General features: G+C 72.4%; 23 protein-coding genes. 11 read left to right on the top strand and 12 right to left on the bottom strand.

Features of this window, described 5'->3' with window-relative positions:
• Positions 1-9: 9 nt before the first annotated feature.
• On the top strand, positions 10-258 hold the full coding sequence (locus ABZ117_RS07700; protein WP_356818412.1) for a hypothetical protein: 249 nt from the start codon (positions 10-12) through the stop codon (positions 256-258).
• Between the two features lie 9 nt (positions 259-267).
• On the opposite strand, the gene ABZ117_RS07705 is transcribed toward ABZ117_RS07700, so the two are convergent.
• A complete protein-coding gene (locus ABZ117_RS07705) occupies positions 268-1,422 on the bottom strand; it encodes a cystathionine gamma-synthase (RefSeq protein WP_356818414.1) in 1,155 nt (384 codons plus the stop codon).
• A 187-nt stretch (positions 1,423-1,609) separates the two neighbouring features.
• On the opposite strand from ABZ117_RS07705, the gene ABZ117_RS07710 reads away from it, so the two are divergent.
• The gene (locus tag ABZ117_RS07710; protein ID WP_356818416.1) at positions 1,610-2,728 is read left to right on the top strand and encodes a hypothetical protein; all 1,119 of its coding nucleotides are present in this window, start codon (positions 1,610-1,612) and stop codon (positions 2,726-2,728) included.
• A 91-nt stretch (positions 2,729-2,819) separates the two neighbouring features.
• Here ABZ117_RS07710 and msrA read toward each other — a convergent pair whose 3' ends face one another.
• Together msrA and ABZ117_RS07720 are read right to left on the bottom strand one after the other, a co-directional pair.
• Positions 2,820-3,332, bottom strand: coding sequence for a peptide-methionine (S)-S-oxide reductase MsrA (gene msrA, locus ABZ117_RS07715; RefSeq protein WP_356818418.1), 513 nt, complete (start codon positions 3,330-3,332; stop codon positions 2,820-2,822).
• 249 nt (positions 3,333-3,581) lie between these two features.
• Positions 3,582-4,622, bottom strand: a complete 1,041-nt coding sequence (locus tag ABZ117_RS07720; protein ID WP_356818420.1) for an NAD(P)-dependent alcohol dehydrogenase — start codon at positions 4,620-4,622, stop codon at positions 3,582-3,584.
• A 169-nt stretch (positions 4,623-4,791) separates the two neighbouring features.
• On the opposite strand from ABZ117_RS07720, the gene ABZ117_RS07725 reads away from it, so the two are divergent.
• On the top strand, positions 4,792-5,703 hold the full coding sequence (locus ABZ117_RS07725; RefSeq protein WP_356818422.1) for a helix-turn-helix transcriptional regulator: 912 nt from the start codon (positions 4,792-4,794) through the stop codon (positions 5,701-5,703).
• A gap of 84 nt (positions 5,704-5,787) precedes the next feature.
• On the opposite strand, the gene ABZ117_RS07730 is transcribed toward ABZ117_RS07725, so the two are convergent.
• The 3 genes from ABZ117_RS07730 to ABZ117_RS07740 all read right to left on the bottom strand — a co-directional run bounded on the left by ABZ117_RS07730 (position 5,788) and on the right by ABZ117_RS07740 (position 11,245).
• Complete coding sequence (locus ABZ117_RS07730; protein ID WP_356818423.1) at positions 5,788-9,036, bottom strand: S8 family peptidase; 3,249 nt, start codon at positions 9,034-9,036, stop codon at positions 5,788-5,790.
• A 386-nt stretch (positions 9,037-9,422) separates the two neighbouring features.
• Positions 9,423-10,673: an Ig-like domain-containing protein gene (locus ABZ117_RS07735; RefSeq protein WP_356818425.1), complete on the bottom strand. Its 1,251-nt coding sequence runs from the start codon at positions 10,671-10,673 to the stop codon at positions 9,423-9,425.
• 227 nt (positions 10,674-10,900) lie between these two features.
• Positions 10,901-11,245: a hypothetical protein gene (locus ABZ117_RS07740; RefSeq protein ID WP_356818426.1), complete on the bottom strand. Its 345-nt coding sequence runs from the start codon at positions 11,243-11,245 to the stop codon at positions 10,901-10,903.
• Between the two features lie 109 nt (positions 11,246-11,354).
• Between ABZ117_RS07740 and ABZ117_RS07745 the strand changes: the two genes are divergently transcribed.
• Positions 11,355-11,723 (top strand): LAETG motif-containing sortase-dependent surface protein, encoded by a 369-nt coding sequence (locus tag ABZ117_RS07745; RefSeq protein ID WP_356818428.1) that lies wholly within the window; start codon positions 11,355-11,357, stop codon positions 11,721-11,723.
• 42 nt (positions 11,724-11,765) lie between these two features.
• On the top strand, positions 11,766-12,557 hold the full coding sequence (locus tag ABZ117_RS07750) for a hypothetical protein (protein WP_356818430.1): 792 nt from the start codon (positions 11,766-11,768) through the stop codon (positions 12,555-12,557).
• 64 nt (positions 12,558-12,621) lie between these two features.
• Here the strand turns inward: ABZ117_RS07750 and hutH are convergent, their stop codons facing one another.
• The 3 genes from hutH to ABZ117_RS07765 form a co-directional block, all read right to left on the bottom strand.
• The gene (hutH, locus tag ABZ117_RS07755) at positions 12,622-14,160 is read right to left on the bottom strand and encodes a histidine ammonia-lyase (protein WP_356818819.1); all 1,539 of its coding nucleotides are present in this window, start codon (positions 14,158-14,160) and stop codon (positions 12,622-12,624) included.
• 88 nt (positions 14,161-14,248) lie between these two features.
• Complete coding sequence (locus tag ABZ117_RS07760; protein ID WP_356818431.1) at positions 14,249-15,391, bottom strand: GGDEF domain-containing protein; 1,143 nt, start codon at positions 15,389-15,391, stop codon at positions 14,249-14,251.
• Between the two features lie 442 nt (positions 15,392-15,833).
• The gene (locus tag ABZ117_RS07765; RefSeq protein ID WP_356818432.1) at positions 15,834-16,628 is read right to left on the bottom strand and encodes an enoyl-CoA hydratase-related protein; all 795 of its coding nucleotides are present in this window, start codon (positions 16,626-16,628) and stop codon (positions 15,834-15,836) included.
• A 191-nt stretch (positions 16,629-16,819) separates the two neighbouring features.
• Here ABZ117_RS07765 and ABZ117_RS07770 point away from each other — a divergent pair, with 191 nt between their 5' ends.
• Positions 16,820-17,485 carry a hypothetical protein gene (locus ABZ117_RS07770; RefSeq protein ID WP_356818434.1) on the top strand — a complete coding sequence of 222 codons (666 nt, stop codon included), beginning with the start codon at positions 16,820-16,822 and terminating at the stop codon, positions 17,483-17,485.
• Between the two features lie 28 nt (positions 17,486-17,513).
• On the opposite strand, the gene ABZ117_RS07775 is transcribed toward ABZ117_RS07770, so the two are convergent.
• The gene (locus tag ABZ117_RS07775) at positions 17,514-18,638 is read right to left on the bottom strand and encodes an adenylate/guanylate cyclase domain-containing protein (protein ID WP_356818436.1); all 1,125 of its coding nucleotides are present in this window, start codon (positions 18,636-18,638) and stop codon (positions 17,514-17,516) included.
• Positions 18,639-19,055: 417 nt separating this feature from the next.
• Complete coding sequence (locus tag ABZ117_RS07780) at positions 19,056-19,916, bottom strand: biotin--[acetyl-CoA-carboxylase] ligase (RefSeq protein WP_356818438.1); 861 nt, start codon at positions 19,914-19,916, stop codon at positions 19,056-19,058.
• 110 nt (positions 19,917-20,026) lie between these two features.
• On the opposite strand from ABZ117_RS07780, the gene ABZ117_RS07785 reads away from it, so the two are divergent.
• From ABZ117_RS07785 to ABZ117_RS07800, 4 genes are all read left to right on the top strand, one after another.
• On the top strand, positions 20,027-21,640 hold the full coding sequence (locus ABZ117_RS07785) for an acyl-CoA carboxylase subunit beta (protein ID WP_356818439.1): 1,614 nt from the start codon (positions 20,027-20,029) through the stop codon (positions 21,638-21,640).
• Positions 21,641-21,664: 24 nt separating this feature from the next.
• Positions 21,665-21,877, top strand: coding sequence for an acyl-CoA carboxylase epsilon subunit (locus ABZ117_RS07790; RefSeq protein ID WP_356818441.1), 213 nt, complete (start codon positions 21,665-21,667; stop codon positions 21,875-21,877).
• A 70-nt stretch (positions 21,878-21,947) separates the two neighbouring features.
• Positions 21,948-22,076 (top strand): hypothetical protein, encoded by a 129-nt coding sequence (locus ABZ117_RS07795; protein WP_356818443.1) that lies wholly within the window; start codon positions 21,948-21,950, stop codon positions 22,074-22,076.
• Between the two features lie 32 nt (positions 22,077-22,108).
• Positions 22,109-22,726, top strand: coding sequence for a nucleoside triphosphate pyrophosphatase (locus ABZ117_RS07800; RefSeq protein WP_356818444.1), 618 nt, complete (start codon positions 22,109-22,111; stop codon positions 22,724-22,726).
• On the opposite strand, the gene ABZ117_RS07805 is transcribed toward ABZ117_RS07800, so the two are convergent.
• The gene (locus ABZ117_RS07805) at positions 22,698-23,282 is read right to left on the bottom strand and encodes a hypothetical protein (RefSeq protein WP_356818445.1); all 585 of its coding nucleotides are present in this window, start codon (positions 23,280-23,282) and stop codon (positions 22,698-22,700) included. The two genes, ABZ117_RS07800 and ABZ117_RS07805, sit on opposite strands and share 29 nt — an antisense overlap.
• Before the next feature lie 364 nt (positions 23,283-23,646).
• Here ABZ117_RS07805 and ABZ117_RS07810 point away from each other — a divergent pair, with 364 nt between their 5' ends.
• The gene (locus tag ABZ117_RS07810) at positions 23,647-25,419 is read left to right on the top strand and encodes a biotin carboxylase N-terminal domain-containing protein (protein ID WP_356818447.1); all 1,773 of its coding nucleotides are present in this window, start codon (positions 23,647-23,649) and stop codon (positions 25,417-25,419) included.
• The last annotated feature ends 67 nt before the right edge of the window (positions 25,420-25,486 follow it).

A 25,486-nucleotide genomic window follows, 5' to 3' on the forward strand; every position in this document is an offset into this window, starting at 1 on the left:
GAGAACGCGGTGAACCGGGCCGAGCGGGAGGCCGCCGTACGGCGGATCATGGAGCGGACGCCGGCACCGGTACCGCCGGAGCTGTACGCGGAGGCGGTACGGCGCGGCGAGCGCCGGCTGCGGCGGCGCCGGCTCGCCCGCCGGGTGCTGTGGCTGCTGGCCTGCGCCGCGGCCGTCGCGTTCGCCGTGTGGGCGGCCGAGGCACGCCCGTGGGCGGAGCCGCCCTCGCAGACGACTCCGCCGGTCACCGACTGGTGACCGCGGCTGCTAGCCGAGGGCCTGCTTCAGGTCCGCCAGCAGGTCGTCGACGTTCTCGATGCCGACGGACAGGCGCACCAGGTCGCCCGGGACCTCCAGCGCGGAGCCGGCCGCGGAGGCGTGGGTCATCCGGCCGGGGTGCTCGATGAGGGACTCGACGCCGCCGAGCGACTCGCCGAGGGTGAACACCTGGGCCCGGTTGCACACCTCGACGGCCGCCGCCTCGCCGCCCTCCACCCGGAAGGACACCATGCCGCCGAACGCCTTCATCTGCTTGGCGGCGACCTCGTGGCCGGGGTGCTCGGGCAGGCCCGGGTAGAGCACGCTCGTCACGCGCGCGTGCCGGGTCAGCATGTCGGCGATCCGGGTGGCGTTCTCGCTGTGCCGGTCCATCCGCACCGCGAGGGTCTTGGTGCCGCGCAGCACCAGCCAGGAGTCGAAGGGGCCGGCGACGGCGCCCATCGCGTTCTGGTGGTAGGCCAGTTCCTCGCCGAGCCCCGGGTCCGAGACGATCAGCGCACCGCCGACCACGTCGGAGTGGCCGCCCATGTACTTGGTCAGGGAGTGCACGACGACGTCGGCGCCGAGCGACAGCGGCTGCTGGAGGTAGGGCGTCGCGAAGGTGTTGTCGACGACGAGCCGCGCGCCCGCGTCGTGGGCGACCTGGGCGACGGCGGCGATGTCGGTGATGCCGAGCAGCGGGTTGGAGGGGGTCTCCACCCAGACGGCCTTGGTCTTCGGGGTGATCGCGGCGCGCACGGCGGCCGGGTCGCTGGTGTCGGCGACGGACCACTGGACCCCCCAGCGGGTGGCGACCTTGGCGAACAGCCGGAAGGTGCCGCCGTAGGCGTCGTTCGGGATCACCACGTGGTCGCCGGGGACGAGCAGCGTACGCAGCAGCGTGTCCTCGGCCGCCAGGCCGGACGCGAAGGCGAGACCGTGGCGGCCCCCCTCCAGCGCGGCGAGGTTCTCCTCCAGTGCCGTCCGGGTCGGGTTGGCGCTGCGGCTGTACTCGTAGCCGCCGCGCAGCCCGCCCACGCCGTCCTGCTTGTAGGTCGATACCTGGTAGATCGGCGGGACGACCGCGCCGGTCGCGGGATCCGCGGTGTTGCCCGCGTGGATCGCGAGGGTCTCGAAGTGCTGACTGATGTGCCTGTCGCTCATGCCCACCGAGCGTAGTGCGCCCGGCCGGATACTGAGTCCCGCCCGGCTCCGGGGGGCACCGGCGCTAGGGATATCCCTGTGCGGACGGCCCACGCCCGCGCGCCCCTGTCATGCTCCGGTCCAGGGTTTTCCACAGGCACGCGGCGGGGTTCGCCAATTGCCGGCGGCGTCTGGTTCGCTTGGGGGCATGGCGATTCTCTGGCTGCTGATGGCGCTGCTCATGCTGGGCTTCGTCCTGCTCCCGGTCATGCGGCGCGGGCGCGGGATGATCGAGCAGGTTCCCCCGGGACACCCGGACGCCGCCGACCCGGAGGACTACGGCTTCGTGCGCCAGGAGGAGCTGGACGTGCGCATGCCCGGCCCCGACCAGGACCTGCTGGACGTCCTGGAGCTGGTGCAGCGCACGCAGGACCACCGGGCCGCCGCCCAGCTGCTGGCCGGCACCGAGACCGGGGGCGAGCTGCGCTGGCAGCGGGTGCAGGCCTTCGCGGGCGCCGCCGCGCTGGAGCTCCAGCAGCGCCCCGGCGGGATACACGCGACGCCGGGCGGACAGTGGCTCAGGGTGTGGCGGGCCGAGCAGCCCAAGGACGCGGGGGGCGCCGCCGTCCACGCGGAGTTCCTGGTGCAGCAGGCCTGGCGGACGTCGGCACGGGGCACGGACGACTTCCGGATCATCATGGAGGAGGCCCGGGACGCCTGCGCCCAGGCGGCCCTGCTGGCCCCCGGCGATCCGGTGCCGTATCTCTCCGAGCTGTCCATCGCGCGCGGACTGGCCTACTCGCGGGCCGAGTTCGAGCAGCTGTGGCTGAAGATCCTCGACCGCGCCCCCCACCACATGGGCGCGCATCTGGCCGCGCTGCACTACTGGTGCGAGAAGTGGCACGGCTCGCGCGAGCAGGCGTACGCCTTCGCCGAAGCCGCCGCCGCCCGCGCCCCGCGGGGCTCACTGCTCGCCGCGCTGCCGCTGTTCGCGGTGTTCGAGCACCTCCCGGAGGTGAACCTGGTCGCGGGCTTCTACCGGAGCGAGGTCGTCACCCGGGCGATCCACGGCGCGCTGCACGCGGTGCACGAGGCCCGCCCCGACGACCCGACGCTGCCGCACGTCCGGCATCTGCTGGTCTTCTTCCTGGTGCGCGCCGAGCGCTGGGCGGAGGCCATGCACCAGCTGGTGCATGTCGACGGTCACGTCGGCGCCCTGCCCTGGACCCTGAGCGCCGACCCGGCCGCGGAGTTCGCCGTCTACCGCGCCCTGGCGGTGGCCGGCTACGAGGCCAACGGCGGCAACCCGGCCACCCTCCCCGGCTGACCCGGGCCCCGGCCCCGCAGTACCCGTCCGACCTGCGGCAGGGCACACTCCGCGGCCGGCCGGCCTCCGCGTTGCACGGGGCGCCTCGGGGTCAGCCCTCGGCTCGGGCGGGCAGCCGCCATCCCGGGCGCGGGAAGTGGCAGGTGTAGCCGTCCGGGTAACGCTGCAGGTAGTCCTGATGTTCGGGCTCGGCCTCCCAGAAGGGGCCGACGGGCTCCACCTCGGTGACGACCTTGCCCGGCCACAGGCCGGAGGCCTCCACATCCGCGATCGTGTCCTCGGCGATCCGCTTCTGCTCGTCGTCCACGTAGTAGATCGCCGAGCGGTAACTGAGGCCGATGTCGTTGCCCTGGCGGTTCCTGGTGGTCGGGTCGTGGATCTGGAAGAAGAACTCCAGGAGCGCGCGGTAGTCGGTGGCAGCGGGGTCGAAGAGGATCTCGATGGCCTCCGCGTGCGTGCCGTGATCACGGTACGTCGCGTTCGGCACGTCACCCCCGGTGTACCCGACCCGGGTCGCCGTCACGCCCGGCAGCCGGCGGATCAGCTCCTCCATGCCCCAGAAGCATCCACCCGCCAGCACGGCCCTCTGCGTCTGCGCAGCCATTGCGGCTCCTCCCATATCTGTCACTCGGTGTCCGGTACCCCGCCCCCTCAACGCGCGAGGGACCCGGGCGATTCCTTGCCCGTCCCGATCAGCGGTGAGCTCGACCCGGAGCCGAGGTGCGGGCCGGGCGGGCGTACGGCGCCGGGGAGGATCTCCGGGTGGAGTGGAGGGGGCCGGCGGGGCGGGGCCGGCCGGGACCCTCGCCACGCCCCCGTCGGCCCCCTGAGCACCGGTGCGGGCGCCCGCCGGTCAGATCGTCGCCGTGTCGATGACGAAGCGGTAGCGGACGTCGCTGGCCAGCACCCGCTCGTACGCCTCGTTGACCTCGGCGGCGCTGATCAGCTCTATCTCGGCGCCGATGCCGTGCTCGGCGCAGAAGTCCAGCATCTCCTGGGTCTCCTGGATGCCGCCGATCATGGAGCCCGCCAGGGTCTTGCGGCCGCCGATCACCGAGAACAGGTTGAGGGCGACCGGCTCCTCGGGCGCGCCGACGTTCACCAGGGCGCCGTCCACCTTCAGCAGCGACAGGAGCGCGCCGAAGTCCATCGGGGCCGACACCGTCGAGACGATCAGGTCCAGGCTGCCGGCCAGCTCCTCGAAGGTCTTCGGGTCGCTGGTGGCGTGGTAGTGGTCGGCACCGAGCTTGAGGCCGTCGTCCTTCTTGCGCAGCGACTGCGAGAGGACCGTGACCTCGGCGCCCATGGCGTGCGCGATCTTGACGGCCATGTGGCCGAGACCGCCGAGGCCGACGACCGCGACCTTCTTGCCGGGGCCGGCGTTCCAGTGGCGCAGCGGGGAGTAGGTGGTGATGCCCGCGCACAGCAGCGGCGCGGCCACGTCCAGGGACAGGCCGTCGGGGATGCGGACGACGTAGTTCTCGTCGACGACGATCTTCTCGGAGTAGCCGCCGTAGGTGGGCTCGCCGTCCTTGCCGACGGCGTTGTAGGTGCCGACCATGCCCTTGAGGCAGTACTGCTCCAGGCCCTTGAGGCAGTTCTCGCACTCGCGGCAGGAGTCGACCATGCAGCCGACGCCCACCCGGTCACCGGCCCGGAACCTGGTCACACCGGATCCGACCTCGGCGACGACACCCGCGATCTCGTGGCCGGGGACCATGGGGAAGATCGCCTCGCCCCAGCCCTCGCGGACCTGGTGGATGTCGGAGTGGCAGATGCCGGCGAACTTGATGTCGATCAGGACGTCGTACTCGCCGACCGCGCGGCGCTCGATGGTCGTCCGCTCCAGCGGGGCCTTCGCGGCGGGCGCGGCGTACGCGGCAACAGTGGTCATGCCAAGGGTCTCCTAGCTGTCTCGCGTGCCCGGCCGCCTTGTGGCCGGGCACGGCATCCAGCCTGCCCCGTGCGCGGCCGCTCACCCAGACCACGCCTTTGCGTACGACCGCTGTGCCTACCACCGGCGGGGACAGGCTCCTGTGCGTACGACCAGGAATACTGGACGCATGGACAGCAGGGACGAACAGCCGGACGCGGCAGCCGGCACCGGCCGGACGCTGGACCGGCGGGCGGAGCTGAGCGAGTTCCTGCGCAGCCGGCGCGCCCGGCTGAAACCGGAGGACGTGGGCCTGCCCGACTTCGGGCGGCACCGCCGGGTGCCCGGGCTGCGCCGCGAGGAGCTGGCGCAGCTGGCCGGGGTGTCGGTGGCGTACTACACCCGGCTGGAGCAGGGCAACGGGAAGAACGTCTCGTCGGAGGTGCTGGGCTCGATCGCCCGCGCACTGCGGCTGACGGACGCGGAGCACGCGCATCTGACCCATCTGGCCAAGCCGAAGGCGCACAAGAAGAAGCCGGCGGCCCGGCAGCAGCAGGTGCGGCCGGCGCTGCGGCAGCTGCTGGACACGATGGACGGCGTACCGGCGTACGTCGTGGGCCGGCGCGCGGAGATCCTCGCCTGGAACCGGATGGCGGCGGCCCTCTTCGGTGACTGGGCTCAGCTGCCGCCGGGCGAACGCAACTGGGCCCGGCTGGTCTTCCTGTGCCCCGAGTACCGGGACCTGTTCGTCGACTGGGAGCAGAAGGCGATCGACATCGTCTGTGCCCTGCGCATGGACGCGGGCTGCTATCCGGACGATCCGCGGCTGTCGGCGCTGGTGGGGGAGCTGTCCGTCAAGAGCGAGGAGTTCCGCCGGCTGTGGGCCACGCACGACGTCAAGGAGAAGAGCCACGGCGTCAAGCACCTGCACCATCCGCTGGTGGGAGCGCTGGCGCTGAACTTCGAGAGCTTCCGGCTGACGGACGGCTCGGACCAGTCCCTGATCACCTACCACGCCGAACCGGCCTCCCCCTCCGCCGACTCCCTGCGCCTCCTGTCCAGCTGGGGCACGGACGCCACCCGGGCGGTGCCGTCGGTGTAGCGCGGCGCCGGACGGCGGACGGCCCGCGGGAGGCGTGAGCTTCCCGCGGGCCGTCCGTCATCGGGTCGTCCGGCTAGTGAGGGGTCACTTGCCGTAGTACGCGTTGTAGATCGTGATCTCCGACGTGTTGCCCTTCTTGTCGGTGATCTTGGCGCGGAACGAGACGGCCTTGTTCTTCGCCGGGTTCCGGACCGTGATCCTGCCGCTCCGGACCTCGGTCTTCTTGAAGTTCTTGCCGTCGTAGGAGACGTAGACGGCGAGGGACTTCAGGTTGCCGCCGGCGGCCGAGCCCTCCACGGTGACCGGGAAGGTGACCTTCTTGCCGGCCGTGACCCGGCTGTCCGGGCCGGTGGTGGCCCCGAAGTGCAGGGCGGAGGCGGGCAGCTGGGTGAAGCCGTCGGACGGCTTCCTGGAGCGGAAGGTCCAGGCCGCGTCGATCCGCGTCGAGGCCTCCGACACCTTCGGGGAGCGCTTGACCGAGGTGGTCAGCCGGTAGGCCGCGTCACCGGCCGGGACCTTGAAGGTCTTCTCACCGAACAGCGGGTCGTCGTTGGACCCGACCTTGGTGCCGTTGCGGTACAAGGTGGTGTTCACCGAGGTGAAGTCCGAGTACCCGTTGTGCCTGCCGGAGTCGGCGACCAGCGACAGCGAACCGGCGATCTCGTTGCCGTTGCGGAAGAGGCCGGAGTCCTTGCCGAGGTGCGGGCCGAACACCGCGGTGTTGACCGTCCTGGTGTAGGTCCGGCCGGCCCCGAAGGCGAACTGGCCCAGCTCGTAGCCGGTGTCGGTGACCGGGAAGCCGTCCTGGTCCGTCCCGCCGTCCTGCTCGAACTCCAGCTCCCACCTGACGCCGCCCTTGGCGGACAGGTGCAGGGTGCGGGTGCCGGGCAGGGGCTGCGCGATGCTGACCGAGGAGGCGCCGGAGCTGCCGGGCAGCCAGCCCACCGCGTCGATGGAACCCGTCTTGCCCTTGGCCGGCGCGCCCATGCGTGCCTTCACCGTGGCGAGGTCGCCCGCCTTGTAGTGCTTGGTGTAGCCGGTGGCGAGCTGCTTGACCGGGCCGCCGGAGGTGACGTCGTACTCCTCGCGGGCGCCCTTGGTCCAATGGGCGTCCCACTGCTGGAACAGCGAGCCGGCGGGCAGCTGCGGGCCGAGGTGGGCGGTGCGGAAGTTCTTGTACGTGTCCAGGAACCAGCCGTAGCCGTACTGGCCGTCACCGATCGTGACGTCGTACTCCGGCGAGGCGAACTGGGACTTCAGGCCCGTGGCGGGGACGGTGACGTCCACCGGCCTGGCCTTGCGCGCGTCGATCGTGATCGTCTGCTTCTTGCCGACGGTCAGCTTGGGCTGCGCGATCCAGTCGATGCCCTTGGAGGCGTCCTGCGGGTCGCCGTAGACCGACGTGTTGAGGATGTACGTGCCCTTGGGCGCACGCACCTTCACCGTGCCGGACTTGTCGTACGGGCTCAGCGCGGTGCCCTTGGCGAGACCGGCGACGCCGTTGAGGTCGGCACCGTAGTACGGGGCCGGCTTGCCGTCGCGGCCGATGAACTTCAGGGTGACGTCGTACGACTCCACCTCCCGCTGCACCGCCGCCGCCGTGCGGACCGTCTGGCCGTCGCCCGTCGCCGTCACGTACGCGGAGTAGGCGCCGTCGACGGTGCCGCCCAGCCTGGTGTCGACGGTGAGGCCGACAGAGGCCTTGCCGTGCGCCGGAACGGTGATCTTCGTGGCGGCGAGCTTGAAGAAGCCCGACGGGGCCGCCGCGCCCTTGGGGCCGATGGCGCTGCTGGTGAGGGTGAGGGTGACGTCCTTGGCACCGAGGTTGCGGTAGGTCAGCGCCTTGGTCGCCGGCTTGTCGTCGGTGTGCGGCCACTGCTGCACACCGAAGGTCACCGACACGGGCTCGGCGACGATCGACTGCTTGATGGCCTTGTCGACCTGGATGCGGCCCGTGCCCTGCTGGAACGGGGTGTACTTGCCGTCCTTGGCGGAGCCGGTCAGGGCGCCCTTCAGTTCGGCGTAGCCCCAGTCGGGGTGCTCCTGCTTCAGGATGGCCGCGGCGCCCGCGACGTGCGGGGTGGCCATCGAGGTGCCGGAGATGGTCAGGTAGCCCTCGGGCTTCTCGCCGACCTCCTGGTCGATGACGCTGCCCTTGGCCGCGGCGGCGGTGATGTCCACGCCGGGCGCGGTGACGTCCGGCTTGATGGCGCCGTCGCCGGTGCGCGGGCCGGTGGAGGAGAAGTCGGCGAGCTTGTCCTTCTTGTCGACGGCGCCGACGGTGAGCGCGGCGTCCGCGCTGCCCGGCGAACCGATCGACTGGGGCCCGTCGTTGCCCGCGGCGATCGCGAACAGGATGCCCTTCTCGGCGGAGAGCTTGTCGACCTCGGCCTCGAGGGGGTCGATCTCGGGGGTGTCGTAACCGCCGAGGCTCAGGTTGATCACGGAGGCGCCCTGGGAGGCGGCCCACTCCATGCCGGCGAGGATGCCGGAGTCGTCACCGGAGCCGGTGTCGTCCAGCACCTTGCCGTTCAGGATCTTGGCGTCGGGGGCGACGCCCTTGTACTTGCCCCCCGACTTGGCGCCGGTGCCCGCGACGATGGAAGCGACGTGCGTGCCGTGCCCGAAGTGGTCGGTGGCGTCGGCGGCGGCGGTGAAGTTGTGGGCCTCGATCACCTGGTTCTTCAGGTCGGGGTGGGTGGCGTCCACACCGGTGTCGAGGACGGCGACCTTGACGCCCTTGCCGGTGTAGCCGGCCTTCCAGGCGGTGGGGGCGCCGATCTGCGGCACGGACTTGTCGAGGCTGGCTCTGCGGACGCCGTCGAGCCAGACGTGCGCGATGCCGGAGGCGGACCGGCTGCCGTCGGTGACCGCGTGCCACAGGCCGGTCATGTCCTTGACCGGGGTCTGCACGGCGTCCGCGTTGAGCGCCTTCAGGCTGTGCCGCAGGGTGCCCGCGTCGCGGACGCCGGCCTTGGCGCCGGCGGCGGTGCCGCGGTAGCCGACGATGACCTTCAGGCCGTTCTTCTGGGCCTTGCGGGTGGCGGCCTTGTTCAGCTCGGTGATGTCGAACAGGCGCTGGTCCAGCGTGCCGGAGGCGACCAGCCGGGCCGCGTCGGCGGGGACGACCAGCGTGTGTCCGGCGGTCTTGCGGACCTGGAAGGGTATGTGCTCGCGTCCCTGGGCCCGCTCCAGGCCGACGATGCGGCCCTTGGCGTCGAGGGCGACGCGGTCACCGGTGATGAGGGTGACGTGGTGCCTGGCGCTGGACGTCGGGGCGGCGGTGCCGGTCGCCCGGGCCCCGGTGGGCTTCGCCGACGCCGGGCTGGTCATACCCGCTGCGAGGGCGACTGCTGCGGCCGTTGCCACGGTGGCCGCAGCCGCTCTTTTCACTTGTCTGCGCAAGATCTCCCCCTGGAGATGGTGTACCGGGTGAATTCCCCGTTCGCCCGGCCGGGGGAAGCCTCGTACGTCTGCACGTCAGCCCCCCGGGTCCCGAAGTATGCCGGGGGGTGATCAGACGGCTCAAGGGAGAGGAAGGGGGCGGGCAAGCGCCTGGGGGAAACTGTTACCCGGCGGCCGGGACACCGTTACACAACCGCGAAGTCCCTTTCCCGGGAAGGGTGTTATGCGGCGAAGGAGCATGAGAAGCCGGGGCCGGCCCGTGAAACACCGGTGCCGCCCCTGGGGGCGGCACCGGGAAAGCTGTGGGCGGGGCGTCAGACGGCCGAACCGGCCTTCCACTGCGACCAGTCCATGTTCCAGCCGTTGAGGCCGTTGTCCGGGGCGACCGTCTTGTCGCCGGTGTTCTGGACGACCACGACGTCACCGATCAGCGAGTGGTTGTAGAACCAGGCGGCCGGCGTGCTCGGGTCGCCGGCGCCCTTCTTGTCCTGGAGGCCGACGCAGCCGTGGCTGGTGTTGAGGTTGCCGAACACCGAGGGCGCGCCCCAGTAGTTGCCGTGCACGAAGGTGCCGGAGGTGGTCAGGCGCATGGCGTGCGGCACGTCCTTGATGTCGTACTCGCCCTTGCCGTCGTCGTCGGTGAAGCCGACCGTCGCACCGTTCATCCGGGTCTCCTTGAACTTCTCGGAGATCACCATCTGGCCCTCGTACGTCTTGTTGTCGGGCGAACCGGCGGAGATCGGTATGGTCTTGACGACCTTTCCGTCCTGCGTGATCTTCATCTGCTTGGTCTTCGCGTCCACGTACGTGACCTGGTTGCGGCCGATGTGGAAGGTGACCGTCTTCTGCTGGACGCCGTAGACGCCGTCCGCGCCCTGGACGCCGTCGAGCGCCAGCTTCAGGGTGACGGTGGAGCCGCCCTTCCAGTACTCCTCGGGACGGCAGTCCATGCGGTTGGCGTTGAACCAGTGGCAGACGACCTCCTGGCCGCTGCTGGAGCTGACCGTGATGCCCTTCTGCACGGCCGCCTTGTTGGTGATCGCCTTGTCGAAGTTGATCGACACCGGCATGCCGACCCCGACCGTGGAGCCGTTGTCCGGGGTGTAGGAGCCGATGAAGCTGTTGGCCGGGGAGACGGTGGTGAAGGAGGCGTTCTCGTGGGCTATGCGGCCCTCGGAGTCCTTGGCCTCCGCGGCGAGCCGGTAGGTGGTGGAGCGCTCCAGCTGGACGCCCGGCTTCCAGCTCTTCCTGTCGGCGGAGAGCTGACCGGCGACGGTCTTGCCGTCCTGCGTGGTCATCGTGACGGCGGTGAGCGTGCCCTTGGTCACCCTGACGGCCGCGGAGTTGTTGATCGAGGCGTTGTTGGAGCCGTCCTTCGGCGTGATCGTGATCTGCGCCTGCGAGGACTTCTTCGCCGCCGCCGCGTCGGCCTGGGCCTGCGAGGAGTCGCCGCTGCCGCTGCCGGATGCCTTGTCGTCGCCGCCGGAACACCCCGTGAGCACCAGCACACCGCCGAGCAGAGCGGACGCGGCCATCAGGCCCCTGCGCCGCGTACTGTCCGTCATCACAAGCTTCTCCATCGTTGCCGAGTCGCGAAAAAACCCCGGGTGTCCCCGTAAGAACCTTCAACGCTACGGCCGCTCAGTCCCGTTCCACATCCGGTGGATCTGTGGGGCACACCACGTCCGCGGAAGAAGTCCGCGGCCGGTGCGGGATTCGGTCCGTGCGTCCCCTGGGACGACGAAACCCCGGACGGCGGTTGCCGTCCGGGGTCATGAGTGCCCCGGGACGCTCAGCCGATGCCGCCCTCTTCCTCGTCGTCCGCCCCATCATCCTCGTCCAGGTCCCACTCGGGCGAGTCGGGGTCGTAGTCGACCCGCTCACTGGACCACGACGCCTGCTGGAGCTCCACCCCGGGCACCTCGCTGACCAGGTCGAACGGGTCCACGAGATACGCCAGGGCCTCCGCGGTGTCTTCGGTCACAGCGCTCTCGGCCTGGGCCCGCTCCGACTCCGGCAGCTCGGGATCCGCGGCGAGGCGGCGCAGGGCGGCCTTGGTCACCTCGTCCTCGTCCTGCACCTCCAGGACCAGCTCCACTCGAAGCCGTACAAAACGTGATGTCTCTTCAGTGCTCATGGCGTGAGCGTACGGCCGAAACCTCCCGTGACTTTCCTGTGACCCGCGCCTTTCACTAACATCGCCCCACACGGCCAATTCACCAGCGCCACAAGGGGATCGATATTCCGTGTCATCCGTTCGCCGTCCGCTGCTGACCGCCACCGCCGCGGGCACCCTGCTGTGCGCCCTGTGGTTCGTCCCGTCCGCGAACGCCTCGCAGACCGCTGCGGAGGGCAAGGCGGCGGGCACGTCCGCGCCGGCACGGGCCCCGCAGGCGAGAGCGGTGACCGCGGCGACCACCGAGGCCACCCGGAGCACCGGGAGCACCGGGAGCACCGGCACGGCGGTCACCGCGCGGGCGGCGGAGGCCGGCACCGAACTGGCCGACACGGGAGGCCCCGACACGACCCCGTACGTCGTCGGCGGGAGCCTCTTCCTCTCCGTGGGCGCCGGCTTCGTCGTGTACTCGGTGCGCCGGGAACGCCTGGAGTTTTAATCGTCCTTGACGAATCTTTGACAGCCCGCACATAGTGCGCACATGAAGAGATCATCGGGCGTGCGGCTGTGCGCCACCGCGGCTGTGAGCGTGCTGTCGCTCGCCCTCGTCACGGGCTGTGGCGAGGAGTCGAAGGACTCCGGGGACGGCAAGGGCAAGGACGCGGCGAACCCGGCCGCGAAGGCGCTGAGCGCCGCCGACCTGAAGAAACTGATCATCGCCAAGGGCGAGGTGCCCGGGTTCAAGGTCGGCGCCGTCACGGGCGGTCTGCCCACCGCGGACAAGGTCACGGCGGACGACGCCAAGTGCGAGCCGCTGCTGCGCGCGTTCACCGGCATCGCGCCCGGCGACCCGGCGGCGGACACCAGCCGCATGGCCACGCAGGACAAGAAGGCCCCCACGGGCGGCGCCACGTCCGGGGACGACCTGGGCGACGGCAAGTTCGAGGACGCGATCAACAAGTCCATGGACCTGGACGTCACCGTCGTCACCCTCGCCTCGTACGACGGCGACGGCGCGCAGCGGGCCCTGACGTCGGTCTCCGACGCGGTCAAGGCCTGCGCGGGCGGTTTCTCCGGCCGGCAGGCCGGCGAGAAGGGCACGTTCACCAAGGTCGCCGAGGAGAAGTCCTCCGGCACGGGTGACGCCTCGGTGGCCTTCACCGCGACCAACGACGCGGGCAAGGACGGCGCCCTGCCGCTGCACGCCGAGGTCGTGCGGCACGGCTCCACCCTCGCCACCTACAGCACGATCAACATCGGCGCGATGATGGGCAGGAAGCCCTACACGGTGTCCGCCCCGGTCGTGAAGGCCCAGGCCGCCAAGCTGAGGTGACGCCTCGTCCGGCCCGCGGGACGTGACGCGAGGGGGCCCCGGCCACGGCCGGGGCCCTTCGCGTTCACCGGAGCGGGCCGGTGACCTTCTCCGCGGCCGTCACCAGGTCACCGCTGCGCACGAACGCGTCGGCGGCGGCCAGATCGGGCGCCAGGAACCGGTCCGGACCGGGCCCCTGCACACCGGCGGCCCGCACGGCCTCGATGACCGCCTGCGAGGCGGGTGCCGGAGTCAGGCCCGCACGCAGCTCGACGGCCCGGGTGGCCGCGTACAGCTCGACGGCGATGATCCGGGTGAGGTTGTCCACGGCGGTGCGCAGCTTGCGCGCGGCCGACCAGCCCATGGACACGTGGTCCTCCTGCATGGCGGAGGACGGGATGGAGTCCGCGGAGGCCGGTACGGCGAGCCGCTTCATCTCGCTGACCAGCGCGGCCTGCGTGTACTGGGCGATCATCAGGCCGGAGTCGACGCCGGCGTCGTCGGCGAGGAACGGCGGCAGGCCGTGGCTGCGGTTCTTGTCCAGCAGCCGGTCGGTGCGCCGCTCGGCGATGGAGCCGAGGTCGGCGGCGGCGACGGCGAGGAAGTCCAGCACGTAGGCCACGGGGGCGCCGTGGAAGTTGCCGTTGGACTCCACGCGGCCGTCGGGCAGCACCACGGGATTGTCGACGGCGGAGGCGAGTTCGCGCTCGGCGACCAGGCGGGCGTGCGCGATCGTGTCGCGTCCCGCGCCGGCGACCTGCGGGGCGCAGCGCACCGAGTAGGCGTCCTGCACGCGCGGCGCGTCGTCCTGGTGGTGCCCGGTGAGCTGCGAACCCTCCAGCACGGCCAGCATGTTGGCGGCGCTGTCGCCCTGGCCCGGGTGCGGCCGGATGGCGTGCAGCTCGGGCGCGAGCACCTTGTCCGTGCCGAGCAGCGCCTCCAGGCTGAGGGCGGCGGTGATGTCGGCGGACTTGTAGAGGGTGTCGAGGTCGGCGAGGGCCATGATCAGCATGCCGAGCATGCCGTCGGTGCCGTTGAGGAGGGCCAGGCCCTCCTTCTCGCGCAGCTCGACGGGCCGGATGCCGTGCTCGGCGAGCAGCTCGCCCGCGGGGCGGACGGTGCCGTCGGGGCCCTCCGCGTCGCCCTCGCCCATCAGGGTCAGGGCGCAGTGGGAGAGCGGGGCGAGGTCGCCGGAGCAGCCGAGGGAGCCGTACTCGTGCACGACCGGGGTGATCCCGGCGTTCAGCACGTCGGCCATGGTCTGCGCGACCTCGGGCCGGACGCCGGTGTGCCCGGAGCAGACGGTCTTCAGCCGCAGGAACATCAGGGCCCGTACGACCTCGCGCTCCACCCGCGGGCCCATGCCGGCGGCGTGCGAGCGGACGATGTTGCGCTGTAGCTGGGCACGCAGTTCCGGACTGATGTGCCGGGTCGCCAGCGCGCCGAAGCCGGTGGAGACGCCGTAGACCGGCTCCGGCTTGGCCGCCAGCGCGTCCACGATCTCGCGGGCCGCCGCCAGGGCCGCCACCGCCTGTGCCGACAGTTCGATGCGGGCACCGCCGCGCGCCACGGCGAGAACGTCGGACGCCGTGACACCGGACGTCCCCACCACCACAGTGTGCATATCCATATTCAGGAGCGTACGCATTGAATGTGGCGATGTCACTAGTGGAGTGCCGGTGTGACCCTTACCGTGACGTGTGGGCTTCGCCTCACGGCCGGCGCCCGCGGAACCGGCGCCGTTCACCACGCGCGGGCGGCGGCTCGTCCGCCAACCGTACGACCGGATCGTCCGGCCCCTCCCGGCCCGCCACCACCGGCCGGGTCGCGCGCAGCGCCTTGGCCCGGTACTGGGCGGCGTCGGCGAGCCGGAACAGCCGGCGGGCGTCCCGCACCTCCCCGATCGGGTCCTCGGTCGAGGCCACCCCGCACGCCACCCCCTCCCCCAGCTCCAACTCGGCCGCCCTCCGGCACAGTTCGTGCGCGGCCTTCGCGACGTCGTCGGCCGGCTGCCCGACCGCCAGCAGACAGAACTCGTCCCCGCCCAGCCGCGCCGCCAGCGCGCCGGGCACCATTGCCCCGCACAGCGACAGCACCGAGCCGAACCGTTCGAGGAGGCGGTCGCCGACGGCGTGACCGAGGGTGTCGTTGACCCGCTTGAGCCCGTTGAGGTCACACACGACAAGACTGACCGCCACGCCCTCCCTGCGGTGCCGTTCGACGGCCTCCTCCAGGCGTACGTCCACGGCACGGCGGTTGGCGAGGCCGGTCAGCGCGTCGGTGAACGCCAGCCGGCGGGCCTCCTCCAGCCGCTCGGTCTGCGCGATCCCGGCGGCGACCACCGCGGCCAGCACGGTGGCGAAGTCGGCGTCCGGCCGGCCGAACAGCGGCTCACCGATCGCGCGGGCCACGTACAGCTCGCCCCACGCCCTGCCGTGCAGGACGACGGGGGCGACGACACAGCAGCCGCGGCGGCGGCGGCGCAGGGCGGCGACCCGCTGGTGCAGGTAACCGGGGGTGCCGGCGGCGGCCCCCTCGGCCGTCTCCACCCACGCGTTCGGGCCGCCGCCGCCCGCCCAGCGCTCGTGCAGGAACTCGGTGATCTCCGGGAACTGGTGCACCGGGTAGGCCTCGGACTCGGGGAACTGCTCCTCGTCCGGGGCGCGGTCCCCCACGTTCACCAGGACCCGCAGACGGCCCAGGCCCCGCTCCCACACCGACAGCGCGGCGAAGCTGCCGTCCAGCGCGCGGCAGGCGCCGACGGCGGCGGCCTGCCAGCAGTCCCGCGGGGTGTGCGCCGCCGCCATGCCCTGCGCCAGCGTCACGACGGCGACGAGCCGCTTGTCCTCACCCATCCATCCAGGTTAGGGATGAATCGGGTGATTCGCGCTGCCGCGGGGGGCGTCGCGAGGTGGGCCGGGGGCCGGTGCCGGGTGCGGGTCGGCTGTGGCCGGGCGCGCCGTTCCCCGCGCCCCTTTCGGGGCGCTGCGCGGGCGCGGGGCGGGACGGGCGCCGTGGGGGCGGGAGCCGGTGCCGGGTGCGGATCCGTTGAGGCCGGACGCGCCGTTCCCCGCGCCCCTTTCGGGGCGCTGCGCGGGCGCGGGGCGGGACGGGCACCGTGGGGGCGGGAGCCGGTGCCGGGTGCGGATCCGTTGAGGCCGGGCGCGCCGTTCCCCGCGCCCCTTTCAGGGCGCTGCGCGGGCGCGGGGGACGTAGGTGGTCCGGTGTCGGCTGCGGGTCCGTTGGGGTCGGGCGCGCCGTTGCCCGCGCCCCTTTGCGGGTGCTGGTTCGGTGGGGTTACTCGCCCGGCCATTGGGGGGTGCGCTTTTCGTTGAAGGCGGATACCCCTTCCGCCCGGTCGGCCGAGAACGCCACCGAGCGCCAGGCCGCGTCCTCGACCTCGAGGCCGGCCCGCAGGTCCAGCCCGTGTCCCAGCCGCAGGGCCCGCTTCGCCGCGCGCAGGCCCACCGGTGAGTTCCCGGCGATCCGCTCCCCCAGGGCCAGCGCCTCCTCGCGGTCGCGGCCCTCGTCGACCAGCCGGTCCACCAGGCCCAGCCCGGCCGCCTCGGCCGCCTCCACCCGGCGCGCGGAGAAGATCAGCTCGGCGGCGCGCGCCGCCCCGACCCGCCGCGGCAGCAGTTGCGTGCCGCCGCCGCCCGGGATCACGCCCACGGAGACTTCCGGCAGCCCCACCACGGCCGTACGGTCGGCCACGATCAGGTCACAGGACAGCGCCAGCTCGAATCCGCCGCCCAGCGCGAAGCCGTGCACGGCGGCGACCGTCGGCATCGGCAGCTCCAGCACGCCGGTGTACGCCGCCCGCGCCACCGGCCGCTGCCGTACGAGATCCGCGTCGGTGAAGGAGTTCCGCTCCTTCAGGTCCGCGCCGACGCAGAACGCCCGTTCGTGCGACGAGGTCAGGACGACCACCCGCGCGTCCCGGTCGGCGGCGAGCGCGGTGCACGCGCCCGCGAGGGAGCGGGCCATCTCCGTCGAGACGGCGTTCATGGCCTTGGGCCGGTCCAGCACCAGCTCCGCGACGTGCCCGTGCCGCCGCACCAGCACGAACTCCCCGAACCGCTCCTCGCTCATGACACCCCTCCGGTTAACGCGGGTTAACTGACCGTCTGCTCGATCATCGCAGCCCCGTCCCCTCCCGTGAAGTCCACGGGGCTACGCCCGTTCGAGTGACATCCCGGTTGTCCCGGTCCGTATCGCCCGCGGGAGCGCATAGCGTGCGCTCCGCCATGGCGCGCCCCGGGCGCGCGCCGGGGAGGGGACCCATGACACCGATACCCGTGCGGGCCGCAGCGGAGCGAGAACGTACGCCGGGGAAGCCGCCGGGAGTACGGCGCGGGCGGCACCGCAGGCCGCGGCCCCGCGGGGTGCTCCTCGCCGTCGGCGGGCTGGCGCTGGCCGCGGGGGTGTTCAGCCTGGTGCGGGTCGCCCCGGACTCGGGGGCCGGGGCCCCGGGGACGGCGGAGGCCGAGTCCCGGCCGGGCCCGGGCGGCGGGGATCCGGGCCGCTCGGCGAGGACCGCCGCCGGCACCGCCGAGGGCAGCGCCGCCACCCCCGCCGCGCTGCCCTCGGCGGTCTCCGTGATGGGCGGCAGCGGTCCCGGTGGCACGCCGGCGGCCGGCGGATCCGGCTCGCCGGTTCCCGCCGCTCCGGCCAGGGCCACCGCACCGGCCGGCGGCGGCACCGGCGTACCGACCGCTGTCCCGAACAGCGGACCGAACAGCGGACCCAGCAGCAGACCGACCAGAGCCCCCACCGGCGGCCCGACCGGTGTCCCCGGCTCGCACAGCGGTGCCCCGCGCCCCTCGCCGACGGCATCCGCCCCGGCGCCACCCGCACCTGGTCCGCCGCCCGGTCACCGCCCGCCGCAGCACGGCCGGGACGAGATCTGCCTGCCGGTGATCCGCCTGTGCCTGGACACGAGCGGTTAGCGGGGTGGGCGGCTCGGGCGGGCCGTGGTCAGGAGGTGTCGTCGCGGCGCGTGAGCAGCCAGGGTTCGACCACGCCGAGGCCGCGCACCGGGCGCTGCCACATCGGCTGGAGCGCGAAGCGGTACACCGGCGGGTCCTCGCCCTCCTTCTCCGCGGCGGCCGCGGCCTCGGCCGCCTCCGCCTCCGAGGCGGGCGCCTCACCGGTGCGGATCAGCTCCTCGGCGAAGGCGCTGTCGACGAGGACGGCGTCGCGCGGGGCTATGGAGGTCAGCCGGGACGCCAGGTTCACCGTCGTACCGAACACGTCGCCCATCCGGGTGGTCACCGTGCCGAACGCCATGCCCACCCGGAGTTTCGGCATGGTCTCGTCGTTGGACAGCGTCTCCACCAGCCGCAGCGCGATGTCGGCGGCCGTGCCCGCGTCGTCCGCCGCGTAGAGCACCTCGTCGCCGAGGGTCTTGATGAGCCGGCCGCCGCGCGCCGCCACGAGGTCCGCGGCGGTCGTCTCGAAGGCCTCGACCAGCTCGCCCAGCTCCTCCTCCTCCATCCGGCGGGTGAGCCGGGTGAATCCCACGAGGTCGGCGAAGGCGACGGCGAGCCGGCGGTCGACCATCTCCTCGTCGTCGGCGGTCTGCACGACGCGGCCGGCCGAGGCGGCGAGCTGGCGGCGCCAGACGTAGACGAGGAACTCCTCCAGTTCGGGCAGGAGCAGCTCGACGATCGGGTACGTCACCTCGGTGCGCGTCATGCCCGGCTCGGGGGGCTCGGTCAGGCCCTCCAGGAAGGAGTCGATCTGCCACTCGGCCAACCGGGCGGTGGTCTGTCCGGTGGACCGGGCCACCTGCACGGCCATGGCCTCGCTGAGCAGGCCCGCCTCCACCAGGCCGGCGAGGCGGCGCAGGGCGAGGACGTCGGCCTCGGTGAGGGCCTTGGCCTGGCCGATGTCCGCGAAGCCCATGGCCCGCCAGAAACGCGAGGCCAGTTCCATGGAGACGCCGGCGCTGCGCGCGGCCTGGAACGGGGTGTAGCGGCGCTCGGCGCCCAGGATGAGCTGTTCGAGCCGCAGGGCCAGCGGGTCCTCGCCGGTGTCGGGGGCGTGGGGGTCCAACCGGCCGTCCCCGCCCGCGCCGGAGCCCGTGTCGTCGACGGTCACGCCTGCTGCCCTTCCGATCTGCCGCGGTCAGGTATCGACCGCGCTCAACTCTACGGCAGGTGTGCGCCAGCTCACTCCGTCGGGTTGAGCCGGCCGTACGCCTGTCGTTCGGGGGTGGAACGGCGCCCGGAGCTGCGGCGGGCGGTCCCCGCGGGCCTCGCGGTCCCGGGGCCCCGGCGTCCGACCGGGGGCGGCGTGGCACGTTGCCGGCCACCCGTCCATCGTGGCTGATCGCGCGGTTTCCCGCGCCCCTGGAGATCCGCGTGCACCGCACCCGCGGGGCATCCGCGTGCACCGTACCCGCGGGGGATCCGCATCGACCGTACCCGCGGGGGATCCGCCGTCCGGCCGGACGCAGACGGTCAGGGCCGTCGCCCGGCCGCCCCCCGCGCCGTCAACGCGCCGTCACGCGGGCCGTCACGCGGGCCGCAGGTGGACGATGTCCCCCGCCCCCACCGGTTCCTGCACGCCCGCCTCCGTGGCGATGACCAGCCGCCCGTCGCCGTCCAGCGCCACGGCCTCCCCCACCAGCGACCGGTCGCCCGGCAGTTCCGCGCGCACCGTCCGGCCGAGGGTCGCGCAGCCCGCCGTGTACGCCTCCTGTAGGCCGCTCGCCGCCGGATCGCCGCCGGCGGCGCGCCAGCGCCGGTACCAGTCCTCCAGCGACCGCAGCACCGCACGCAGCAGCGGATCGCGGTCCGTGGTGAGGGCGTCGGCGAGGACCAGGGAGCCCGCCTGCGGGACCGGGAGTTCGTCCGCCCGGAGGGTGACGTTGATGCCGACGCCGATGACGACGCCGTCCGTGCCGGCCCGCTCCGCGAGGATGCCGCCGGCCTTGCGTTCCTCGCCGCCCACGGTCAGCAGCAGGTCGTTCGGCCATTTGAGTGCCGTGTCGACGCTCGCCGCCCGGGACAGGCCGGCCGCGACGGCGACCCCGGTCAGCAGCGGGAGCCAGCCCCAGCGGGCCACGGGCACCTCGGCCGGCTTGAGCAGGACGGAGAAGAAGAGGCCGGAGCGCGGCGGCGCCGTCCACTGCCGGTCCAGCCGGCCCCGGCCGGCCGTCTGCTCCTCCGCCACGAGGACCGTGCCCTCGTCGGCGGTGCCGGCGGCGGCCGACGCGGCGAGGTCGGAGTTGGTGGAACCGGTCCGCTGCACGACCTCGACGGCGCGGTACAGGCTGCCCTCGCGGATCAGCCCCCGCCGCAGTGCCGTGGCGTTCAGAGGCGGGCGGTCCAGGTCGGACCAGCGGCTGTCGTCTGATGGATTGTGCGGCGTCATGCAAGCCACCCTAGGTGTGGTAAACGACGCAGTGCTGATCGGTAGGCACGCCACTACCCTACGGATGAGTAACCGTCCCCCCTTTTGAGCAGGCAGGGAGCCGCATCCCGATGTCCGAGCCGGAAGAGCGTCACGAGATCGAAAAGATCGATATCCACACGACCGCGGGCAAGCTCGCGGATCTCCAGCGGCGCATCCACGAGGCGACGCACGCCGGCTCCGCACGCGCCGTCGAGAAGCAGCACGCCAAGGGCAAGCTGACGGCCCGTGAGCGGATCGAGCTGCTGCTCGACGAGGGCTCGTTCGTCGAGCTGGACGAGTTCGCCCGGCACCGGTCGACCAACTTCGGACTGGAGAACAACCGCCCTTACGGGGACGGCGTCGTCACCGGGTACGGCACGGTGGACGGCCGGCCGGTCGCCGTGTTCTCGCAGGACTTCACCGTCTTCGGCGGGGCGCTCGGCGAGGTCTACGGCCAGAAGATCGTCAAGGTCATGGACTTCGCGCTGAAGACCGGCTGCCCGGTCATCGGCATCAACGACTCCGGTGGCGCCCGGATCCAGGAGGGGGTCGCCTCCCTCGGCGCGTACGGCGAGATCTTCCGCCGCAACACGCACGCCTCCGGGGTCATCCCGCAGATCAGCCTGGTCGTCGGCCCGTGCGCCGGCGGTGCCGTCTACTCGCCGGCCATCACCGACTTCACGGTCATGGTCGACCAGACCTCGCACATGTTCATCACCGGTCCGGACGTCATCAAGACCGTCACCGGCGAGGACGTCGGCTTCGAGGAGCTGGGCGGGGCCAGGACCCACAACACCGCCTCGGGCGTCGCCCACCACATGGCCGGCGACGAGAAGGACGCCATCGAGTACGTCAAGCAGCTGCTGTCGTACCTGCCGTCCAACAACCTCTCCGAGCCGCCGCTCTTCCCCGAGGAGGCGGACCTCACCGTCGGCGACGAGGACCGCGAACTGGACACCGTCGTACCGGACAGCGCGAACCAGCCGTACGACATGCACACGGTGATCGAGCACGTCCTGGACGACGCCGAGTTCTTCGAGACGCAGGCGCTGTTCGCGCCGAACATCCTCACCGGTTTCGGCCGGGTCGAGGGCCGTCCCGTCGGCATCGTCGCCAACCAGCCGATGCAGTTCGCCGGCTGTCTGGACATCACCGCCAGCGAGAAGGCGGCGCGGTTCGTGCGGACCTGCGACGCCTTCAACCTCCCGGTGCTGACCTTCGTGGACGTCCCCGGCTTCCTGCCGGGCGTCGGCCAGGAGCACGACGGCATCATCCGGCGCGGCGCCAAGCTCATCTACGCCTACGCCGAGGCCACCGTCCCGCTGATCACCGTCATCACCCGCAAGGCCTTCGGCGGTGCCTACGACGTCATGGGCTCCAAGCACCTCGGTGCCGACCTCAACCTCGCCTGGCCCACCGCCCAGATCGCCGTCATGGGCGCCCAGGGCGCGGTCAACATCCTGCACCGGCGGACCATCGCCGAGGCGGCGGAGACGGGCGAGGACGCCGAGGCGGTGCGGGCCCGGCTGATCCAGGAGTACGAGGACACCCTCCTCAACCCCTACGTCGCGGCCGAGCGCGGCTACATCGACGCGGTGATCATGCCGTCGGACACCCGCGCCCACATCGTCCGCGGGCTGCGTCAACTGCGCACCAAGCGGGAATCCCTGCCTCCGAAGAAGCACGGCAACATCCCCCTCTAGGCCCCGCGGACCCTGGGAGCGGTCATGAACATCAAGGTCGTACGAGGCAACCCGACCCCGGAGGAGCTGGCCGCCGCCCTGGCGGTGGTCCGTGTCCGCGCCGCGGCGGCGGCGGCCGCGGTGCCGTCCGGCGCCGAGGGACCGAAGGACGCGTGGGCCGACCCGGCGCGGATCGCGGCCGCCCGGGTGCCCGCGCCGGGCCCGGCATCCTGGACCCGCACCTACTGGCCGAGCTGAGGGGGCGGCCCGGCGCAACTTGAGTACGGGTACTCAGGCACCGCCGCCACCGGCGTCGCACGCTGGACGGATGCTGTGGTCCGACCCCGAGGACGAGCCGCCACAGGAGCTGCGCGACGCGCAGGACATGCTGCGGCGGCTCGGCCTCTTCCTGGCCTCGGCCATGATCCTGATCATGGTCGTGATCGGGCTGCGGTGAGCCCGCCGGCCGGCGCTGACTAACCTGGCGGCATGACTGCCACGCACCGCAGGCGACTCGTGCTCGCCTCCCAGTCCCCCGCCCGGCTCGGCCTGCTCCGGCAGGCCGGCCTCGCCCCCGAGGTGATCGTGAGCGGCGTCGACGAGGACGCCGTCACCGCCCCCACCCCGGCGGAGCTGGCGCTCGCCCTGGCCGAGGCGAAGGCCTCGGTCGTCGCGGCGAAGCCGGAGGTGCGGGGCGCCCTGGTGATCGGCTGCGACTCGGTGCTGGAGCTGGACGGCAGGGCGCTCGGCAAGCCCGCCGACGCCGAGGAGGCCACCGCCCGCTGGCAGGCGATGCGCGGGCGCGCCGGCGTGCTCCAGACCGGCCACTGCGTGTGGGACACCGAGGCCGGGCGGTACGTGTCGGCGACCGCCTCCACCGTCGTCCGCTTCGGTGACCCGAGCGACGAGGAGGTCGCCGCGTACGTCGCCTCCGGCGAGCCGCTCCACGTCGCCGGGGCGTTCACCCTGGACGGCCGTTCGGCGCCGTTCATCGAGGGCATCGAGGGCGACCACGGCAATGTGATCGGCATCAGCCTGCCCCTGGTCCGTAAGCTCCTCGCGCGGCTGGGGGTGGGCATCACGGAGTTGTGGGCGCCGGGCGGGTGACCTGGGCGGGGACGGAGTCCTGCGGCTCGTCCTCCCCGTCCCGCGGCTGGTCCGCACGGTCCGCCGGCGCGCCCGCGCCGGCGGGGGCCGCGCCCGGCTCGGCCCGCGTGGCCGGCCCGTCGCCCGCGTCGGGCGCCGGGCCCGGGGCGGCGTTCTCCGGCCCGCCCGCGCGGTCGTACGTCATCAGGAGCAGGACGATCAGCCCGAGGACGACGACCATGAAGAGGAACGCCGTCCAGCCGACCAGTCCCCAGACGAACGCGCCGAGCAGGCCGTGCACCACGGCCGCGCTGATCAGCAGGACCCGGCCGAAGCCGGCCGGGGCGCGGTCGCGGACCGCCACGAGCAGGGTCACCAGGGCGCACAGCGCGAAGTAGGCGCCGAAGACGATGCCGCCGATCTTCGAGGACGTCGCCATCACGGACGGGTCGAGTCCGGCCAGGGACATGTGCTGCCGGCCGACGACCGTTCCCAGCACCCAGTTGAGCGCCGCGACGAGGACCGCCTCCGCCAGCAGGACGACCGTCACGAGCCACGCCACCGGTCTGCGCACCACCGGCCCCCACCCACTCTCACACCAGCAGCCTGTTACCTCAGGTACGTTCGGGACAGCTCGAACGCTACTAACGGGTAAACCCGGGGACAAGGGTTCGGGTGGCAGCAAAGAATCATTGGGCCATTCGTAGGGACTCGACAAAGAATCGGAGTGGGCCGCAGCACGCTCTCACAGAGACCTTGACCACACGGCGGGACTAGGGTTTTCCGCAGGAGTCCTGCGTACGGCGGTGCGACAAGGGCTTTCGCGGGTAGGGCGAGCCCCGCATCACGCTCCGTGTGGGCAAGCTCACCAGTGGGGACGGGTCGAAGTGCCGTGTCGGCAGTCCCTAAACTCGGCTTGTTTCAAGGAGGGAGCCTCAATCGTGCGCAAGGTGCTCATCGCCAACCGTGGCGAAATCGCTGTCCGCGTGGCCCGGGCCTGCCGGGACGCCGGGATCGCGAGCGTGGCCGTCTACGCCGACCCGGACCGGGACGCTCTGCATGTCCGCGCCGCGGATGAGGCGTTCGCCCTGGGCGGTGACACCCCGGCCACCAGCTATCTGGACATCGGCAAGGTCCTGGGTGCCGCCCGGGAGTCCGGTGCGGACGCCGTCCACCCCGGATACGGCTTCCTCTCGGAGAACGCCGAGTTCGCCCAGGCCGTGCTCGACGCCGGCCTGATCTGGATCGGCCCGCCCCCGCAGGCCATCCGCGACCTCGGCGACAAGGTCGCCGCCCGCCACATCGCCCAGCGCGCCGGTGCCCCCCTGGTCGCGGGCACCCCGGACCCCGTCAGCGGCGCCGACGAGGTCGTCGAGTTCGCCCGGGAGAACGGCCTGCCCATCGCCATCAAGGCCGCCTTCGGCGGTGGTGGCCGTGGTCTGAAGGTCGCCCGGACGCTGGAGGAGGTCCCGGAGCTGTACGACTCGGCGGTCCGTGAGGCCGTCGCCGCGTTCGGCCGCGGTGAATGCTTCGTCGAGCGCTACCTCGACCGGCCCCGCCACGTGGAGACCCAGTGCCTGGCCGACAAGCACGGCAACGTCGTCGTCGTGTCCACGCGTGACTGCTCCCTCCAGCGCCGCCACCAGAAGCTGGTCGAGGAGGCCCCCGCGCCCTTCCTGTCCGAGGCGCAGGTCGCGGAGCTGTACCGGGCGTCGAAGGCGATCCTGCGCGAGGCCCGCTACGAGGGCGCCGGCACCTGCGAGTTCCTCGTCGGCCAGGACGGCACCATCTCCTTCCTGGAGGTCAACACCCGCCTCCAGGTCGAGCACCCGGTGACCGAGGAGGTCGCCGGCATCGACCTGGTACGCGAGATGTTCCGCATCGCCGACGGCGAGGAACTCGGCTACGACGACCCCGCCCTGCGCGGACACTCCTTCGAGTTCCGCATCAACGGCGAGGACCCCGGCCGCAACTTCCTGCCCGCCCCCGGCACGGTCACCGAGTTCGCGCCGCCGTCCGGTCCCGGTGTCCGGCTGGACGCGGGCGTGGAGTCCGGCAGCGTCATCGGCCCGGCCTGGGACTCCCTGCTGGCCAAGCTGATCGTGACCGGCCGCACCCGCGCGGAGGCCCTCCAGCGGGCCGCCCGTGCCCTGGAGGAGTTCCAGGTCGAGGGCATGGCCACCGCGATCCCCTTCCACCGCAAGGTGGTCACCGACCCCGCGTTCGCCCCCGAACTGACCGGTTCCACGGACCCCTTCACGGTTCACACCCGGTGGATCGAGACCGAGTTCGTCAACGACATCAAGCCCTTCACCGCCCCCGCCGACGCCGAGGCGGAGGAGGAGCTGGGCCGGGAGACGGTCGTCGTCGAGGTCGGCGGCAAGCGCCTGGAGGTGTCCCTGCCGTCCTCGCTCGGCATGAGCCTGGCCCGCACGGGCCTGGCGGCCGGTGCGAAGCCCAAGCGGCGGGCGGCGAAGAAGTCCGGGCCCGTCGCCTCGGGTGACACCCTCGCCTCGCCGATGCAGGGCACGATCGTCAAGATCGCGGTCGAGGAGGGCCAGGAGGTCCAGGAGGGCGACCTGGTCGTCGTCCTGGAGGCCATGAAGATGGAGCAGCCCCTGAACGCCCACAAGGCGGGCACCGTCAAGGGCCTGAGCGCCGAGGTGGGCGCGTCCGTCACGTCGGGCGCGGCGATCTGCGAGATCAAGGACTGACCCGTAGGGCACGCGAGACGCCCGGTGGACCGTGACTTCGGTCCACCGGGCGTTCCCGTACGCCCGT

The sequence above is a fragment of the Streptomyces sp. NPDC006309 genome (assembly GCF_040613095.1).
Lineage (GTDB): Bacteria > Actinomycetota > Actinomycetes > Streptomycetales > Streptomycetaceae > Streptomyces.